Here is a 15,919-nt window from a genome sequence, read left to right on the forward strand (position 1 = left end):
CGGATCATGGGAGACTCGCCCTCATGAACGGCAAGGCGGAGCCCCGGACAGCGGGGGAGAGGACCACCACGAGGGCGCGGCTGGACCGGGGACGCGGTGCGCTCGGACCCGCGCTGGAGCTGGTGCACACCGGACGGGCGCCGACCCGGGCCGTGCTCACCGCCGAACTCGGCGTCACCCGGGCCACGGCCGGCGCGGTGGCCGCCGAACTGGAGGCGCTCGGCCTGATCCGGGTGGACGCCCGGCCCGGCTCCGCGGCCGGCTCCCAAGGGCGCCCCTCGCACCGGCTGGAGGTCGCCGAGGACGGACCGGTGGTCCTCGCGGCCCAGATCCACGCCGACGGCTTCCGGGCCGCGCTGGTCGGGCTCGGCGGGCGGATCGTGGCGACCGCGTCCGGCTGCGAGACCGTCGACGCCGACCCGGCCAAGGTGCTCTCCAGCGTCGTGGACGCGGGCGCCGAACTGCTGCGCACCAGCGGCCGGCGCTGTGTCGGCGCCGGACTCGCCGTGCCGTCCGCCGTCGCCGAACCCGACGGCCTGGCCCTCAACCCGCTGCACCTGGCCTGGCCCGTCGGCGCGCCCGTCCGGCGGATCTTCGCCGAGCGGGTGCGCGCCGCCGGCATCGACCGGCCCGCCTTCACCGGCAACGACGTCAACCTGATCGCGCTCGCCGAGCACCGGCACGGCGCCGGCCGGGGCGCGCGGGACCTGCTCTGCGTGGCCACCGGGCACCGCGGGGTCGGCGGCGCGCTGGTCCTGGACGGCCGGCTGCACACCGGCAGCTCGGGCCTGGCGCTGGAGGTCGGCCACCTCACCGTCAATCCGGAGGGCCGGCCCTGCCACTGCGGCAGCCACGGCTGCCTGGATGTGGAGGCGGACCCGCTGGCCCTGCTGGTGGAGGCCGGCCTCGCGCCCGGCCCCGAGATGTCCCTGCTCCGGCAGGCCGACGACCTGCTGCGCACCCAGTACGACGACCCGGACGTGCGCCGCGCGGCCGAAGCCCTCATCGACCGTCTCGGCCTCGGCCTGGCCGGCCTGGTCAACATCCTGAACCCGGACCGCATCATCCTCGGCGGCCTGCACCGCACCCTGCTGGAGGCCGACCCCGGCCGGCTGCGCGCGGTGGTCGCGGACCGCAGCCTGTGGGGCCAGAGCGGCGGCGTCCCCATCCTGCCGTGCACCCTGGACCACAACAGCCTGGTCGGCGCGGCGGAGCTGGCCTGGCAGCCGGTCCTGGACGACCCGCTGACGGCACTGGCCCGGAGCACCTAGCCGGCGCCCGGAGCGCGCCGGGCCGTCAGTACGTCACCGTGATCCGGCGTGCCGGGCCGTCCACGCTCACCTGGCCGCCGTACGGGATCACCACCTGCGGATCGGTGTGGCCGAAGTCCACGTCGAAGACGGCCATGGTGTGCGGGGCATATGCCTCCAGTGCGCGCAGTACCGCCTCGCGCTGCTCGGTGGCGTAGCGCCGCTTGGCCTCCGCGTCGTTCGGCCGCTCGAAGGACCAGGCTTTGGCCCGGGCCATCAGCAGGGCCGGGAAGCGCTCCAGCAGGCCGCGTTCCCCCATGTTGCGCAGGATCCGGAAGACCTCGGTGGCACTCGGCAGTTCCTCCGAGGTCTCCAGGAACAGCACGCCGCCGTCGTAGGCCGCCGGATCGCGCGCGATCTCGCGGTCGGCCATCAGCAGCCACGAGAGGATCTCCAGGTTCCCGCCCCAGGCCCGCCCTTCCACGCGCCGCTCGGGCCGGTGCCAGATCCAGCCACCGGCCGGCTCGGAGGCGGGTTCGGTGTCGAATGTGGCGGGGTCGGTCCAGTGGCGGTCGGTGTCGCGGTAGCGCTCGGCCGGGCGCAGCTCGTACGGGCCCGACGCGAACAGGGCCGCGCGCAGCGAGCCGGCGGTCATCGGATGCAGCGCGAACGGGCGGCCCAGCTCGGTCATCACGCACGCGCCGTGGTAGCCGACGATGCCCAGGTTGTGCAGGAACAGCAGCAGGTTGGTGTTGTCGCTGAAGCCGAAGAACGGCTTGGGGTGGGCGCGGATCAGCTCGCGGTCCAGATGGCGCAGCACGGTGATCTGGTCGTCGCCGCCGATGGCGGCCATCACCGCCTTGACCGTCGGATCGGCGAACGCGGCGTGGATGTCGGCGGCGCGGTCCCGCGGGGAGGCGCCCATCGTGCGGGTGGTGGGGTACTCCACCGGTTCCAGCCCGAAGTCCTCCCGCAGCCGTTCGAGCCCCAGCTCGAACGGAAGCGGCAGGAGCCCCGGCAGACCGGCTCCGGGGGAGAGGATCGCTATGCGGTCGCCGGGCACGGGCTTGGGCGGATACGCGGGTGTGATCATGCCGGTCAGGTTAGGGGGCCGGCAGGCGCCCGGGCACCCGCGTTTCCCCGCCGGGGAGGGCTCACGTCCAGTCGGCCCCGAACGCCTGCCCGGGATGCTCCGTGAGGATCCGCTCCACCAGTTGAGCACCCACCGCGGCCGCCAGCCTCCCCCGCACCCGCCGCAGCAGATACGGCATCCCGGGCCCGCCGTCGACCGAGCGGGCCCCGGCGGTCACCGTGTCCCCGCCGAGCAGCAGCCGGTTCCCGAACCCCGCCTCGGCCAGGGCCCGTACCGCCTCCGGCATCCGCCAGTCGGTGCCGTGGTGGGCGCGGGACGGCCCGTCGAAGGCCAGCCAGCAGCCCGCCGCGGCGGCCTCCCGGTGCACCACCGGGTCGGGGAACCGGTTCAGATGGCCCAGGATCACCCGCTCCCCGGGCACTCCCGACTCGCCGCACAGCAGGTCCACCACGTCCAGCGCGCCGGTGCCCAGCTCCAGGTGCACCGCGATGGGCGCGCCGGTGGCGTGGTGTGCCTCGGCCGCCGCCTTCATGGTCCGGCGGGCGTGCGCGTCGAGCCCGTGGAAACCGCCCGCCACCTTGATCAGGCCGGCCCGCACCCCGGTCGTCCCGATGCCCTCGGTCAGCTCCGTCACGAACAGCCGGGCGAGCCGGCCGCCGCTCAGCCCGTCGAGCACCTCCGGGTCGTAGTGCGCCGCCTGGTGCAGTCCCGTGGCGCAGACGATCCGCACCCCGGTCGCCCGGGACAGCGCCGGCAGGTCCGCCGCCCGCCGTCCCATGCCGTACGGCGTCCACTGCGCGACGGCCGCGCCGCCCGCCGCCCGGAACGCCGCCAGTTCGGCCCGCGCGGCGGACACGTCGTCCAGTTCCTGCCCCGACAGCCGCGGGCTGCGCAGGAAGAGGTGGTCGTGCGCGTCGCAGACGCCCAGATCGCCGGGCGGGATGTCGCCGAGGACCGTACGGACGCGCCTCACCACTGCCGCCCGCGCGGGAGCCGGTCCCGGCCGGGGGCGGACAGGTGCAGCACCTCGAAGAGGTCCCCGTCCGCCTCCGGTCCGTCGTGCGCCCAGAGGGAGAAGATCACGACCTCCCAGGCCCGCGTGTCCACGGCCGCCGCCGCGAGCACCGCACCGTCCGCCGCCGCCAGCCGCCCGGTCTCGGCCACCGCGTCGGCCATGAAGGGCGCCAGCTCCGCGCCGTCGGGCACCGGCAGGCGACGGCGGACGGCCCGTGCCGGAGCGGAGGCGGCCGCCGTGCCCTCCTCGAAGGCCAGGCCGGTCCACTGCCGGACGGCCGGCCGGCCGAAGTCGTTCACCGGCCCCTGGAAAACCCCGTCCCACAGGAACCGGTTCATGCCCTCCATGGTGTTCCACAGGTAGAACGGCCCGTACTGGTTCACCGGCGAGCCGCTCACCCCGCGCTCGCGCATCACATAGGCCTTGACGCCCAGGCCCTCCCAGTCGTCCAGCACATGTCCGACACGGGCGACCCGGGCGCGGACGAGCCCCATGTCGTAATCGGCGGGAAGGGTGAACTCGTACTGCATCGCGTGCACTTCGGGGCTCCTCGGGCTCAGGCGGGGTAGTCGGACACGTGGGCGTGCCATTCGGTCGTCGCACCGTCCTCGGCGGCCTCCACGGCCGCGAGATGGGTCATGAAGGTGCGGGGCCCGGCACCGTGCCAGTGCCACTCGCCCGGTTCGATCCACACCGTGTCGCCCGCGCGGATCTCCTCCACCTCGCCGCCCCGACGCCCCACCAGACCCTCGCCCTCCAGGACGTGCAGCACCTGCCCGTGCGGATGCGTGTGCCAGGCCGTGTGCGCGCCCGGGGCGAAGTGGACGTGGAACATGCGCAGCCGGGACGGGGCGGCCGGGGCGGCTGTCTCGTCCAGCCAGACCGTGCCGGTGAAGTTCTCCGCCGGACCCTGCCGGGTGTCGGGCCGCCGTCGGGTGATGTGCACGTGACTCGCTTCTCCTGTCGAGAGTTGGGTTGCGGGCAGTTCAGGGAATCAGGGGGTCGCGGCTGTCCGCGGTGCGAGCAGCGCGAGCAGGCCCCGGACGCCGGCGTCGAAGGCGGCGGGGGAGCCGGAGGCGCGGGCGAGCACATAGCCGCCCTGCACGGTCGCGAGCACGGCGGCGCCGATCTCCGCGCCGTCCAGCTCCGGCGCGAACTGTCCCTGCCGCTTGCCCTCTTCGACGAGTTCGGCGATCCGGTCGCGGATCGCGGCGATCGTCTCGTCCACCGGCGCGCGCAGCTCGTCGCTCGCGATCACGTCCGGATCCATGGTCAGCCGGCCGACCGGGCAGCCCCGCAGCACATCGCGCTCGCGCAGCAGATACGCCTCGATCCGCTCGTACGGCGTGCCCGGCCCGCCGAGCACCGCCTCGGCGGTGGCCCGGAGTTCGGCGGCGGTGCGCCGGATCGCGGCCAGGGCGAGGTCCGGCTTGCCCTTGAAGTGGTGGTACATGCTGCCCTGGCCGGCTCCCGAGCGCTCCAGGATCGCCTTGGGGCTGGTGCCCACGTACCCGCGCTCCCACAGCAGCTCGCGGGTGGACTCGATCAGTCGTTCCGAGGTGCTCATACCCGTACTGTACATACTAGTAGTTACAGTCCGCCAGTCCGTTCCGGACATGGGCGCGTACGAGCGCGCGGGAGTGCCCCGGGCGCTCGGGCCCGGGGCACTCCCCGCCTCCTCTTCCGCCTCAGCCGGGCGCCGCACCGCCGACGGTCACCGCGCTCGCCACCGCGGCGGCCGCGGGGGCCCCGGCCGCCGCCACCTTCACCGGGACGGCGGGAGTGCCCGTCGGTGCCCCGGCCCCCGGCGGAGCCGAGATCCCGCCCGCGATCGCCGCCGCGGAAGGCGCCGGCGCCGGCCGGGACGTGCTCCGCGGTGACCGTGCCGGACGGCTGTGCACCGCCCCCGGGGCCGGCAGCGTGAACCACACGACCTTGCCGTTCTCCCCGTCCGGCCGCGCACCCCAGCTCTCGCTCACCGCGGCCACCATCGCCAGCCCCCGCCCGCAGGTGGCCAGCGGGGTGGTGTCCGCCGGCTCCGCGGTGTCGGCCGGTACCGGAAGGCGCGGATCATGGTCGCGTACCGAGACCGTGAGCCGGTCCGGCAGCAACTCCAGTTCCACGGTGCATGACTTGTCGGGCCTGGCGTGCCGGTGGACGTTGCTCAGCAGCTCCGTCACACCGAGCGCGGCCCGGTCGATCAACGGGTCCAGATGCCAGTAGCGCAACTGCGCAGATACGATTCTGCGGACCTGGCCGATCCGCGACGGCAGGGCTTGGAGCTCCACTGTGCAGTGCCTGCTCGGATGACTGATCACGGCTGCGACTCCCCGATGTGAGGTCCGGAGGAACCGGAGGAACACGGAGAACAACGGATCCAGCAGGGTGCTTGCGTCCAAACGTCCGCCTGCTGTCGTGGCCGGCGGGCTGGTTCGCAGCGTTGTCGCCGGTAAACCCAGAGTGACGTGAGACCAGAGTGACGCAGCGCACCCACTCCCGCAACTCGCCGCGACCACGCGCCGGACAGGGCGCGTGGCCGGGCTCGCCGGGTCTCCGGGCGCCGCGTCCGCTCCGTTCAGCCGCCGCGCCCCGAGGCCCGGCGGACCGCGTCGATGAACCGCCGGGCGGCGGGCGGCCCCGGCCGGCCCGGTGCCGGGTCGCGCTCGCCCAGCGTCAGCAGGTACCGGGTGCCGTTCAGGTCGGCCAGCGCCCGGTCGTCCGGGACGAACCACGGCTTGGAGGCACGCACCGCCTGCACCGGCGCGCTGTCTATCTCGCTGCCGTAGCTGGTGAGCAACTGGAGCCTGCCGTCGCTGATCCGGACCTGTCCGGCCCGGGTGAGCGAACGCAGACCCCTGCCGATCCGCACCCCTGTGGCCCTGAACTCCGGCTCAGCCATGTCGGCCCCCCTCGCGCTCTTTCCCTGGTTGCGTGGTTCCCCGACAGGTCGGTTCCTTGTGCGCCCCCGTCCGGGACGGACCGTCCCGTCGCGTGCAGTCTGCCCCGGCCGGGCGTGGAGCACCAGTGCGCGCGGGGGCGCGTGAGCGAGTCACCCGGAGCACGCGCGGCCCTGCGTCCCCCTTGGGGTCGCACGCCTGTGCCCCAGGCCGTCTTTGGGCCGCCCAAAGATGCGTTTATGCAGGTGGGAAGGGATGTGAAAGGTGCCTATGCTCGAGCCGCCGGCCCGCGCGAGGCGCCGTCGGCGACGAGTGCAAGGAGTCCCGCCGTGAGCATGCCGTCCGACACCAGAACCGGCGCCACCCTCGACGTCGACCGCAGCGATCCCGCCTACCGCGACTGGCTCAAGGAGGCCGTCCGCAAGGTGCAGGCCGACGCCAACCGCTCGGCGGACACCCACCTGCTGCGCTTCCCGCTGCCCGAGCGGTGGGGCATCGACCTCTACCTGAAGGACGAGTCGACCCACCCCACCGGCAGCCTCAAGCACCGGCTGGCCCGCTCGCTGTTCCTCTACGGCCTGTGCAACGGCTGGATCCGCCCGGACCGCCCGGTGATCGAGGCGTCCAGCGGCTCCACGGCGGTCTCCGAGGCCTACTTCGCCAAGCTGATCGGCGTCCCGTTCATCGCCGTCATGCCGCGCACGACCAGTGCCGAGAAGTGCCGGCTCATCGAGTTCCACGGCGGGCGGTGCCACTTCGTGGACGACTCCCGCAAGATGTACGAGGAGTCCGCCCGCCTCGCGGCGGAGACCGGCGGCCACTACATGGACCAGTTCACCTACGCCGAGCGGGCCACGGACTGGCGCGGCAACAACAACATCGCCGAGTCCATCTTCCGCCAGCTGCGCCTGGAGCGGTTCCCGGAGCCGGCCTGGATCGTGGCCACGGCGGGCACCGGCGGCACTTCCGCGACCCTCGCCCGCTATGTCCACTACATGCAGTACGACACCCGGATCTGTGTCGCCGACCCGGACAACTCCTGCTTCTTCGAGGGCTGGACCACCGGCGATCCGGACGTCACCTGCGACTGCGGCTCCCGGATCGAGGGCATCGGCCGGCCCCGCGTGGAGCCCAGCTTCGTACCCGGCGCGATCGACCGGATGATGAAGGTCCCGGACGCGGCGAGCGTCGCCGCCGTACGCGCGCTGGAGGGCGCCATCGGCCGCAAGGCGGGCGGCTCCACGGGCACCGGGCTGTGGAGCGCGCTGAAGATCGTCGCCGAGATGGTGGCCGAGGGCCGTACCGGCAGTGTCGTCACCCTGCTGTGCGATCCGGGGGACCGGTACCTGGACAAGTACTACTCGGACGCGTGGCTCGCGGCCCAGGGCCTGGACATCGCGCCGTACACGGCGGCCATCGGCTCCTTCCTGGCGACGGGGGCGTGGCCGCGCTGACAGCGGCTCCGCCGTCCGGCGCCCCGCCCGCTCAGTGCCTCGCCAACTGCCGGTCCAGGGACCTCACCGCGTTCCGGAAGGCCTGCCCGACGCCCGGCCGGGCCGGCCCGAGGGCGGTCCGGAACGGCGCGGGGCCGTCGGCGGCGACGGTCCACCGCACACGGGTGCCGGTCCCCTGGGGAGCCGGCCGCCACTCCTTGACCAGGGCCCGCACGCCCGGCGCGTCGGTGACGTCGACGCGGTAGGCGTACACCTCGGGCTCCTTCGCCACGAGCACCGTCTCCGCGAACCGTGTCCCGCCCCTGAGCCGGATCTCCCGCCCGGCACCGCCGCCGGTGGCCCGGGCGGACGTCACCGCCGCGAACCACCGCGGCCAGCCGGCCACATCGGCGGCGAGCGCGTGGAAGACCTGTTCCGGGGAGGCGGCGGCCTCCCGGCCGAAGACCAGCCGTACGGGAGCGGTTCCGACGAAGTCGGGACCCACCGGGCGCAGACGACGAGCCATGGACGCGAACCCCCTTGCGCCGCCCCGTGGGACGGTCGGCCGGGCAGGGCCCGCCACGATGGCCGACCGGCCCGCGGAGGGGGACCGTCAGGCCTCCACGGCCTCTTCCCCCGGCTCGCCCGCCACGATCACCCGCAGGTGCTCGGAGATCTCCGCGCGCGCCTCGGCGGGCAGCCCCGCGTCGGTCACCAGCGTGTCCACCTGGTCCAGCGTGGCGAAGGAACTCAGGCCCACGGTGCCCCACTTGGTGTGGTCGGCGACCACCACCACCCGGCGCGCGGAGTGCACCAGACGCCGGTTGGTCTCGGCCTCCGCCAGGTTCGGCGTGGACAGGCCGGCCTCCACCGATATGCCGTGCACACCGAGGAACAGCAGATCGAAGTGGAGCGCGGCGATCGCCTGGTCGGCCACCGGTCCCACCAGCGAGTCCGACGGGGTGCGCACGCCGCCGGTCAGCACCACCGTGGCCGCCCCCTGCCGCTGCCCCGAGGTGCGCTGGGCCACGTGGAAGACGTCGGCGACCCGCACCGAGTTCGTCACCACGGTCAGGTCCGGCACCTCCAGCAGTTGCCGGGCGAGCGCGAACGTCGTCGTACCGCCGGACAGGGCGATCGCCGCCCCCGGGCCGACCAGACGGGCCGCGGCGCGCGCGATGTCCTCCTTGGCGGTCGGCTCCAGCCCCGACTTCGCCTCGAACCCCGGCTCGTGCGTACTGGCCTCGACCACCGGCACCGCGCCGCCGTGCACCTTCTCCAGCACACCCTGGCGGGCGAGCGCGTCCAGGTCGCGGCGCACGGTCATGTCCGAGACGCCGAGCCTGCGGGTCAGCTCGTTGACCCGGACCCCGCCCCGGCGCCGGACCTCGTCCAGGATCAGGGCGCGGCGCTGCTCGGCGAGGAGGTTCTGATTCTCGCTCACGTACGCTCCGGTCCTTCCTCCGCACGCCAACCGTCCGACACGCCCGGCGCACCGGCTGCGACCTGGACTTCCGCCCGTTCGGGCGGTGCGCGGGCGTTCCATCCTTTCACGGGGCGGCGCCGGTCGCGCCACCACCTCCCGGGGCACCCGCCCTGACCCGGATCGGGGAGATTCCGTGACGAGAGGTGTGCGGGGCGGCCGGACCGGTCATCCTGGAGCCCGCACGACACAGACGTCAGGCGTCACGGGGGATGTGCGAGACGATGGAACGCGCGCGGGACCGGGCCGTGGAGCAGGCCGCAGAGCCGTACGAGAGCCCGTCACCGGATCGGCACGACGACCGGGCCCCAGGGGGTCCGTCCTCGGCGAGTCCGCCTTCGTCCCGTCCGGCCCCGTCCGGCCGGCCCGTGGACCATCCCCCCTCGGGGGACCGCGAGGACCGTGCGGCCGGGTGGCCGGCGCGACGGCCGGCGGAGCCGGAGGCCGCCCTGGAACTGCTGGTGCACGGGGTCGGCGGCACCACACCCGAGAAGATGCTCGGCGATCCGCGCACGGTCCGGGTCTCCGGCGACGACACGGCCGCCGTCTTCCGGCGCACCGAGGACGCCGAGGACGCCGAGGACGCCGGGGAGGCCGGGGAGGCCCCGGCCGGGCGGGGGCCGCGCGGCGGGCCGGTCCGCGAGGCGTACGTCTGGTGCAACCTCACCTCCGGTGACGGCAGCCGCGCCCTGTGGCTGTTGCTGCTGCCGTTCATGGTCGTCAACCTCGCCCACTGGATGCGCCCCGCCGCACCGGGCCGGCCGCGCACCGTCCGGCTCTACGGCCTCCTCGTACGGCTGACCGCCCTCACCCTCACCGTGCTGCTGGTCGCCGGGGTCTGCGAGGTCGCCCTGGACCTGGTGGCCTGGCAGTGTGCGAGCGTCCCGGCGTGCACGCGCCGCCACTCCTGGCTGGGCTTCCTGGCCCCCGCGGCCCCCGGGGCGCCCGCCGGGGCCGGCGGATGGTGGAGCACGCCCGGCCGCAGGCTGGTCCTGGCCGCCGTAGTCCCGACCGCGCTGACCGGCCTGCTCTGGTACCTCTCGCACCGCACGTGGAACGCCTACGAGTCCCATCGGCCGCTGTCCCCGGACACCGAGGACCCGGACACCGAGGGCCCGGACACCGAGGACCGGGACGCCGGCGCCGACGACGCTGCCGCTCGGCGGGGCGCGGATGCCCGGGAGGAGGACGCCGGGGCCCGGCCGGATCCGCGCGGCAGCGCGCTGGCCCGGCCCGGCTTCTGGTACGGACGCCGTCTGGTCTCCCGGCTGCGCGCGGCACACACCGCGGCCGGTCTGCTCACGGTGGCCGCGGCCGTCACCCTCCCGGCCGCCCGCTTCGACCGCCGGCCCGGCGGTCCCGCGGCCCTGGGCGCCCTCGGCTGGGCGCTGCCCGCCGCCCTGCTCGCCGGGGCGGTCGCGGTGACCTGGGTGGTCTGCAGCCGGGGCCGCAGCGAGCGCCGCCTCGACCAGCGTCTGGACCGGCACCTGGTCCGCTGCCTGAAGCTCGGCGCGCTCGGCCTGCTCCTGCTCGCCCTGCTGTACGCCGGCTGGTCCCGGCCCGGCTGGCAGTCCACCGGCCGGCTGCCCGGCGTCCCGGTCTTCGGGGTCCTCATGCTGGCGCAGAGCCTCCTCGTCGTCGTCCTCGCGGTCGTGGCCCGGCTCCTGTACCGGCGCCGCCCCGACCCGCGCACCGGGATGCGGGGCCTCGGCGGGCCCGCCGTCGCGCTGCTCGCCTGCGCGCTGGGCGGGGTGATCTCCGGCGGGGTGGCCCAGCGCGTCGCCGACTGGCTGGACGGCACCCGTGGCCTGCTCGCCGGTCCGCCCGCCCTGCTGACCTGGCAGGCCTCCGTCATCCCGCCGCTCCTCGCGGTGCTGCTGCTCCTGGCCGCCGCCCTCGCGGTGCGCACCGCCCGGCTCGCCCGCGCCGAACGCGCCCGCGTGCGCCGCGACTACCCCGGCGACCCCGAGGACCCGTCCCGCACCCGCGCCGTCGCGCACGCCCGCGCCATGGCCACCCTGACCGACCGGGTCCCCCTCCTCGTCGCCGTCCTCACCGGCGCCACGCTGCTGCTGGGCGCGGTGGCGCTGGCCGGTGCCGCGGTCACCGGGAAGACCCCCGACGGGGCGGCCCACCGCACCCCGCACCTGGTCCAGGCCGTGGCCGAGACCAGCCAGGCGCTGGGCTCCTGGCTGGTGGGAGTCGGTTTCGTGCTCTTCGTGACCTGGGGCAGGCGGGCCTACAAGGACGCCTCGGCCCGGCGCACCATCGGCATCCTCTGGGACGTCGGCACGTTCTGGCCGCGCGCCGCCCACCCCTTCGCCCCGCCCTGCTACGCCGAGCGCGCCGTGCCGGACCTGACCTGGCGCATGGTCACCTGGACCCGGCGCACCGGCGGCCGGCTGGTGCTGTCCGGGCACTCCCAGGGCAGCGTCCTGGCCGCCGCCGCGGCCTGGCAGCTCCCGCCGTCCGTCCGCGCCCGGGTCGCCCTGCTCACCTACGGCTCCCCGCTGGAGCGCCTGTACGGCCGCTGGTTCCCGGCCCACTTCGGTCCGCCGGCGCTCGCCGCCCTGCACCGCGACATCGCCTGCTGGCGCAACCTGTACCGCCGCACCGACCCCATCGGCGGCCCGGTCCGGATCCCGGGCGACACCGCCCCCGAGGTCGACCACGAGCCGCTGCCGGACCCTCTCGCCTACGGCCGCACCCCCGAGCACCCGCTCCCGGCCCCGATCCTCGGTCACTCCGACTACCCGTCGGATCCCGCCTTCGCCCGCGAACGCGCGACCCTCCTGACCCGCCTCCTCCCCGGCCTCCCGGCCCAACGCCCCCACCCGGCCCGGCCGGACCGCTCCGACTCCTCCCGCTAATCAAGTTTGATCACTGACGGGAAGCGGTGTAAGCTCCCGACTCGACTAGTCAAACTTGACTAGTCGTTTCACGCCGCCGCCGAAGGAGACCGCATGACCCTCCTGCCCGACACCGGTTACACCCCGACCGCCGAGGACCGCGCGAGCCTGGACGCCTGGTTCGCCGAGTACGACGCGGCGAGCGGCCGACGCGATGTCCGGCGCATGGCGGACATGGCGGTGTTCCCGCTCAACCTCGTCAGCGACGACTCCGCGGGCGACGGCCGGTCGGCCCAGTGGGACCGCGACCGGTTCGTCGCCACCATGACCCATGTGATGGGCGACGGAGAGCAGGGCATCACCTTCGAGTCCGTCCGGACCCCGGTGTTCCTGTCCGCCTCGATGGCGGTCGTCTTCACCGACTCGACCATGACCGCCGACGGCCGCTCCCAGCAGCTCAGGTACGCCGACATCCTGCTCAAGCGGGACGGGAAGTGGGCCTTCCAGACCATGATCCAGTCCGGCTGGGGCGACAACCTGTAACCCTCCGGGGGAGGGCGACCTGCTCAGGGCAGCTCCGGCAGGTCCTCCGCGTAGAGCAGGGTCAGGTCGTCGGTGCTCGGGTCGGGGAGCTGCGCCACGCGGCTCGCGTGCCGCTCCACCATCGCCTCGAACGTCTGCCGGGCCGTACGGCCGTTGCCGAACGCCGGGCCCTTCGGGATCGCCGCGAAGTACGTCAGCAGCGCCTCCGCGGCGCCCGGCGTCACCCGGTACTCGTGCTCGTCGGCCTGCTGCCGCACGATCCGCAGCAGTTCCTCGGGGCCGTAGTCGCCGAAGGTGATGGTGCGGGAGAAGCGGGAAGCCACTCCCGGGTTGACGGAGAGGAAGCGCTCCATCTCCGCGGTGTACCCGGCGACGATCACCACCACCTCGTCCCGGTGGTCTTCCATCAGCTTCACCAGGGTGTCGATGGCCTCCTTGCCGAAGTCCCGCCCGGCGTCCTGCGGGGACAGCGCGTACGCCTCGTCGATGAACAGCACGCCGCCGCGCGCCCGTTCGAAGGCCTCCTGGGTGCGGATGGCCGTGGACCCTATGTGCTCGCCGACCAGGTCGACCCGGGACACCTCCACCAGGTGGCCCTTCTCCAGCACGTCCAGCGAGGCGAGGATCTCGCCGTACAGCCGGGCGACGGTGGTCTTCCCGGTGCCGGGGGAGCCGGTGAAGACCAGGTGCCGCTTGACCGAGGCCGCCTTCAGGCCCGCCCGCTGCCGGCGCCGGCCCACCTCGATCATGTCGGTCAGCGCCCGCACCTCGCGCTTGACGCTCTCCAGCCCCACCAGCGCGTCGAGTTCGCCGAGCACGTCCTTCGGCGACCGGTGCGGTCCGCCCGGTGCCGCCCCGGGGGCGGGCGGTTCCGGCTCCGCCGCCCGCCGGCCGGGCAGGGTGCCCAGCAGGCCCGGGGACTGCGTCACCGGCTGCACGGCCGGCTCCGGCACCGCCGGCGTCCGGGCGGCGCTCTCGTCGCTGGTGCAGTCCTCCACGACCGGCCCCGTCCCCGGGGCCGCGTCCGGACCGCCGTCGGCGAACTCGTACCCACCGCGCGCGCAGCGTTCCGTACGGCACCTGCGCAGGGTCGTGCGGCAGCCGTCGATCACATGGAAGCCGTAGCCCCCGCTGCCGGTGACCCGGCAGTTCAGGAAGCTGCCCCGGCCGCCCGCGGAGACGTAGAAACCGGCTTCGGCGGGGGAGCCGACCGCGCAGCGCTCGATGACCGGGTCGGCGCCCTTGGTGACGATCACTCCCGTCTGGGTGTCCTCCACGGTGCAGTTGTTCAGCGTGCCGCCGCTGCCGTGGTCACGGAACCAGGCGCCGGTGGCCGCCTCCCGGATCCGGCAGTCGTCCAGTTGGGCGGTCGCCCCGTCGCTCACCGACACGGCCGTGTTGCGCACCTGAGACAGGTCGCTGTCGACGACGTCCGCGCGGGAGCCGCGGTCCAGGACGAACAGCGCGTCCGGCACGTCGTGCACCCGGCAGGAGTCGAGCACCGCGGTGGCGCCGTCGCTCACCCACACCGCCGGGTAGTCGCCGGTGCTGTCGGAGATCTCGCACTGATGGGCGTCCACCCGGGTTCCCGGGTCCCACACCGACAGGCCGTTGCGCCCGAACCGGCGCACCGTCGTCCGGGTCAGCGTGAGCACCGAACGGGAGCGCAGGTCGACCGCGTTCTCCGGGACGTCGTGCAGCCGGCAGTCGGCGAGCGTGAGCACCGCGTCGGTGTCCAGCGTGATGCCGTCGGCGGCGGTGCGGTGCACCTCGCAGTCGGTCAGCTGCGCGGTGGCCCGCTGGCCGACCTGCACCCCGGCGCCGCGCACCTCGTACACCTCGCAGCCCACCGCCTCCAGCGCGGTGTTCTCCCCGGTCACCGTGAGTCCGGTGCCGAAGGCGTGGTGCACCCGGCAGCGCTCCAGCCGCGGCCGGGCCCCGCCGCGGACCGCCACGCCCGCCTGTCCGGCCGCGACGACCTCGCAGTCCTCGAACACCCCGCCGCCGGCGTCGAGTACGGCGATGCCGACGCCGGCCGGGTTGTCGACGGTGCACCGGCGCACGGTCGGGCGGGCACCGCCGCGCACCTCGATGCCGACGGCGGACCGGGTGACGATCCGCACGTCCGTCAGCTCGGGAGTGCCCTCCTCGACCAGCAGCGCGGGCGCCGCCGCGTCCTGGCCCTCCACGTGCACGTCCCGTACCACCGCCGAGGCCCGCACGGTGAGCGGGACCCCGTCCACGGGCGCGATCCGCACCGAACCGGCCGAGCCCTCCGAGCCGCGCAGCGTCACCGACCGGTGTATGACGAGGTTCTCCCGGTAGGTGCCGGGGGCGATGGTGAGGACGTCGCCGTCGGCGGCGGCCTCCAGGGCGGCGGCGAGCGACGCGTACTCACCCGTGCGGCGCCGCCACCGCGATGTACCGGTGTGCGTCACCTGGACCGTGCCCTGTGCCATGGCGTTGCTGTGCCCCCACCTCTTCGTCCTGATGGCCCGCCGCCCGTCGGGGCGCTGTCGCCGGTGCCGGACCGCGGTCGCGCCCGGCCCGCCGGCGCGCGTGCGCGCTCCCGGGAACCGACCCGCCCCGGAGGACCACGCACCCACGCGGCGTCGCCGACGGCGCTCCGGCCGGTCCACCGTAGCGCGTACGGGTGCGCCCGGTTGACCGGAGCCTCGGCGCCGTCAGCTGTTGGTGCCCGCCCTGCCCCAGTCCGGGCCGGCCCGGTCCCACGCCTCGTCCCAGCGTGCGTACCGCCGCCGGACCAGACGCCATACGGTCACCCGCCGGCCGGTCTCGGCCAGGGCCGCGGTCAGCAGGGCCGCCCCGAGCCCCGCGAGCGCGGCGTGCGCCGTCGCCGTGGCCGAGTCCAGCGGGCGGGCGGTCAGCCGGCCCCGCCGGTCGGTCCACAGCCTGAAGTGGTCCCCGCGGTGCGGTGACCTCAGGTCCGCGAGGACCGGGCCCTGCCGCCGGGTGCCGTCCGGTGCCCTCCAGTACGCCAGGACCCGGCTGCGGCTCTCGCGCGCGGAGACCGACTCGGCACCGGTCCCGGGCAGGGCGCCGCCCAGCTCCCGCACCACCGTGGCCCGCACCAGATGGCGCGCGTGCTGCTGGCGCCGCGCGGATTGCTGAAGCGCGTCCTGGGCGGTCCTGCCGACCAGCCAGCCCGTCAGGGGCGCGGCCACGGCGATCAGCAGCAGCGCGACGAGGGCCACCCACGCCTCGGCCAGATCGGTCGCGCGACGCAGCGGGTTGTTCCGCCAGCGCCACAGTCCGCTGAGTGCCCGCATGTCCCCCCTTCCGGTCCGTCACCACCCACGGCGGCGGTGCCCGCCCCGGCCCGGACCGGGCGAGTG

General features: G+C 74.8%; 15 protein-coding genes. 4 read left to right on the plus strand and 11 right to left on the minus strand.

Annotated features, from left to right (window positions below; genetic code table 11):
* Nucleotides 1-23 precede the first annotated feature (23 nt).
* Nucleotides 24-1,271, plus strand: a complete 1,248-nt coding sequence (locus AB0E62_RS23075) for an ROK family protein (protein WP_362196785.1) — start codon at nt 24-26, stop codon at nt 1,269-1,271.
* 25 nt (nt 1,272-1,296) lie between these two features.
* On the opposite strand, the gene AB0E62_RS23080 is transcribed toward AB0E62_RS23075, so the two are convergent.
* From AB0E62_RS23080 to AB0E62_RS23110, 7 genes are all read right to left on the minus strand, one after another.
* Nucleotides 1,297-2,343, minus strand: coding sequence for a S66 peptidase family protein (locus AB0E62_RS23080; protein ID WP_362196788.1), 1,047 nt, complete (start codon nt 2,341-2,343; stop codon nt 1,297-1,299).
* 61 nt (nt 2,344-2,404) lie between these two features.
* Nucleotides 2,405-3,316: a phosphotriesterase gene (locus AB0E62_RS23085; RefSeq protein ID WP_362196791.1), complete on the minus strand. Its 912-nt coding sequence runs from the start codon at nt 3,314-3,316 to the stop codon at nt 2,405-2,407.
* Complete coding sequence (locus AB0E62_RS23090) at nt 3,313-3,897, minus strand: DUF4865 family protein (protein ID WP_362196794.1); 585 nt, start codon at nt 3,895-3,897, stop codon at nt 3,313-3,315. The genes AB0E62_RS23085 and AB0E62_RS23090 overlap by 4 nt, the downstream gene beginning before the upstream one ends.
* 17 nt (nt 3,898-3,914) lie before the next feature.
* Nucleotides 3,915-4,304, minus strand: a complete 390-nt coding sequence (locus tag AB0E62_RS23095) for a cupin domain-containing protein (protein ID WP_362196797.1) — start codon at nt 4,302-4,304, stop codon at nt 3,915-3,917.
* Nucleotides 4,305-4,352: 48 nt separating this feature from the next.
* Nucleotides 4,353-4,940, minus strand: coding sequence for a TetR/AcrR family transcriptional regulator (locus AB0E62_RS23100; protein WP_362196800.1), 588 nt, complete (start codon nt 4,938-4,940; stop codon nt 4,353-4,355).
* Nucleotides 4,941-5,046: 106 nt separating this feature from the next.
* Nucleotides 5,047-5,676 carry an ATP-binding protein gene (locus AB0E62_RS23105; protein WP_362196803.1) on the minus strand — a complete coding sequence of 210 codons (630 nt, stop codon included), beginning with the start codon at nt 5,674-5,676 and terminating at the stop codon, nt 5,047-5,049.
* A 257-nt stretch (nt 5,677-5,933) separates the two neighbouring features.
* The gene (locus AB0E62_RS23110) at nt 5,934-6,257 is read right to left on the minus strand and encodes a hypothetical protein (RefSeq protein ID WP_362196806.1); all 324 of its coding nucleotides are present in this window, start codon (nt 6,255-6,257) and stop codon (nt 5,934-5,936) included.
* 333 nt (nt 6,258-6,590) lie between these two features.
* On the opposite strand from AB0E62_RS23110, the gene AB0E62_RS23115 reads away from it, so the two are divergent.
* Nucleotides 6,591-7,709, plus strand: a complete 1,119-nt coding sequence (locus AB0E62_RS23115; protein ID WP_362197150.1) for a PLP-dependent cysteine synthase family protein — start codon at nt 6,591-6,593, stop codon at nt 7,707-7,709.
* A 31-nt stretch (nt 7,710-7,740) separates the two neighbouring features.
* On the opposite strand, the gene AB0E62_RS23120 is transcribed toward AB0E62_RS23115, so the two are convergent.
* Nucleotides 7,741-8,214: an SRPBCC family protein gene (locus AB0E62_RS23120; protein ID WP_362196809.1), complete on the minus strand. Its 474-nt coding sequence runs from the start codon at nt 8,212-8,214 to the stop codon at nt 7,741-7,743.
* Nucleotides 8,215-8,301: 87 nt separating this feature from the next.
* Nucleotides 8,302-9,132, minus strand: coding sequence for a DeoR/GlpR family DNA-binding transcription regulator (locus AB0E62_RS23125; protein ID WP_362196812.1), 831 nt, complete (start codon nt 9,130-9,132; stop codon nt 8,302-8,304).
* 488 nt (nt 9,133-9,620) lie between these two features.
* On the opposite strand from AB0E62_RS23125, the gene AB0E62_RS23130 reads away from it, so the two are divergent.
* Both AB0E62_RS23130 and AB0E62_RS23135 read left to right on the plus strand, forming a co-directional pair.
* Nucleotides 9,621-12,041: a hypothetical protein gene (locus AB0E62_RS23130; protein ID WP_362197152.1), complete on the plus strand. Its 2,421-nt coding sequence runs from the start codon at nt 9,621-9,623 to the stop codon at nt 12,039-12,041.
* A 93-nt stretch (nt 12,042-12,134) separates the two neighbouring features.
* Complete coding sequence (locus tag AB0E62_RS23135; protein ID WP_362196815.1) at nt 12,135-12,563, plus strand: nuclear transport factor 2 family protein; 429 nt, start codon at nt 12,135-12,137, stop codon at nt 12,561-12,563.
* 23 nt (nt 12,564-12,586) lie between these two features.
* Here AB0E62_RS23135 and AB0E62_RS23140 read toward each other — a convergent pair whose 3' ends face one another.
* Both AB0E62_RS23140 and AB0E62_RS23145 read right to left on the minus strand, forming a co-directional pair.
* A complete protein-coding gene (locus tag AB0E62_RS23140; protein ID WP_362196818.1) occupies nt 12,587-15,022 on the minus strand; it encodes a right-handed parallel beta-helix repeat-containing protein in 2,436 nt (811 codons plus the stop codon).
* Nucleotides 15,023-15,247: 225 nt separating this feature from the next.
* The gene (locus AB0E62_RS23145; protein ID WP_362196821.1) at nt 15,248-15,853 is read right to left on the minus strand and encodes a hypothetical protein; all 606 of its coding nucleotides are present in this window, start codon (nt 15,851-15,853) and stop codon (nt 15,248-15,250) included.
* Nucleotides 15,854-15,919 lie beyond the last annotated feature (66 nt).

The sequence above is a fragment of the Streptomyces sp. NPDC038707 genome, from assembly GCF_040636485.1.
In the GTDB taxonomy this organism is placed as follows: Bacteria; Actinomycetota; Actinomycetes; order Streptomycetales; family Streptomycetaceae; genus Streptomyces.

Bases quoted from the DNA above. Each gene is read 5' to 3' on its own strand.
- AB0E62_RS23145 (WP_362196821.1), bottom strand. From the start codon at position 15,853: ATGCGGGCACTCAGCGGACTGTGGCGCTGGCGGAACAACCCGCTGCGT.
- AB0E62_RS23080 (WP_362196788.1), bottom strand. From the start codon at position 2,343: ATGATCACACCCGCGTATCCGCCCAAGCCCGTGCCCGGCGACCGCATA.
- AB0E62_RS23135 (WP_362196815.1), top strand. From the start codon at position 12,135: ATGACCCTCCTGCCCGACACCGGTTACACCCCGACCGCCGAGGACCGC.
- AB0E62_RS23140 (WP_362196818.1), bottom strand. From the start codon at position 15,022: ATGGCACAGGGCACGGTCCAGGTGACGCACACCGGTACATCGCGGTGG.
- AB0E62_RS23115 (WP_362197150.1), top strand. From the start codon at position 6,591: ATGCCGTCCGACACCAGAACCGGCGCCACCCTCGACGTCGACCGCAGC.
- AB0E62_RS23100 (WP_362196800.1), bottom strand. From the start codon at position 4,940: ATGTACAGTACGGGTATGAGCACCTCGGAACGACTGATCGAGTCCACC.
- AB0E62_RS23075 (WP_362196785.1), top strand. From the start codon at position 24: ATGAACGGCAAGGCGGAGCCCCGGACAGCGGGGGAGAGGACCACCACG.
- AB0E62_RS23110 (WP_362196806.1), bottom strand. From the start codon at position 6,257: ATGGCTGAGCCGGAGTTCAGGGCCACAGGGGTGCGGATCGGCAGGGGT.
- AB0E62_RS23120 (WP_362196809.1), bottom strand. From the start codon at position 8,214: ATGGCTCGTCGTCTGCGCCCGGTGGGTCCCGACTTCGTCGGAACCGCT.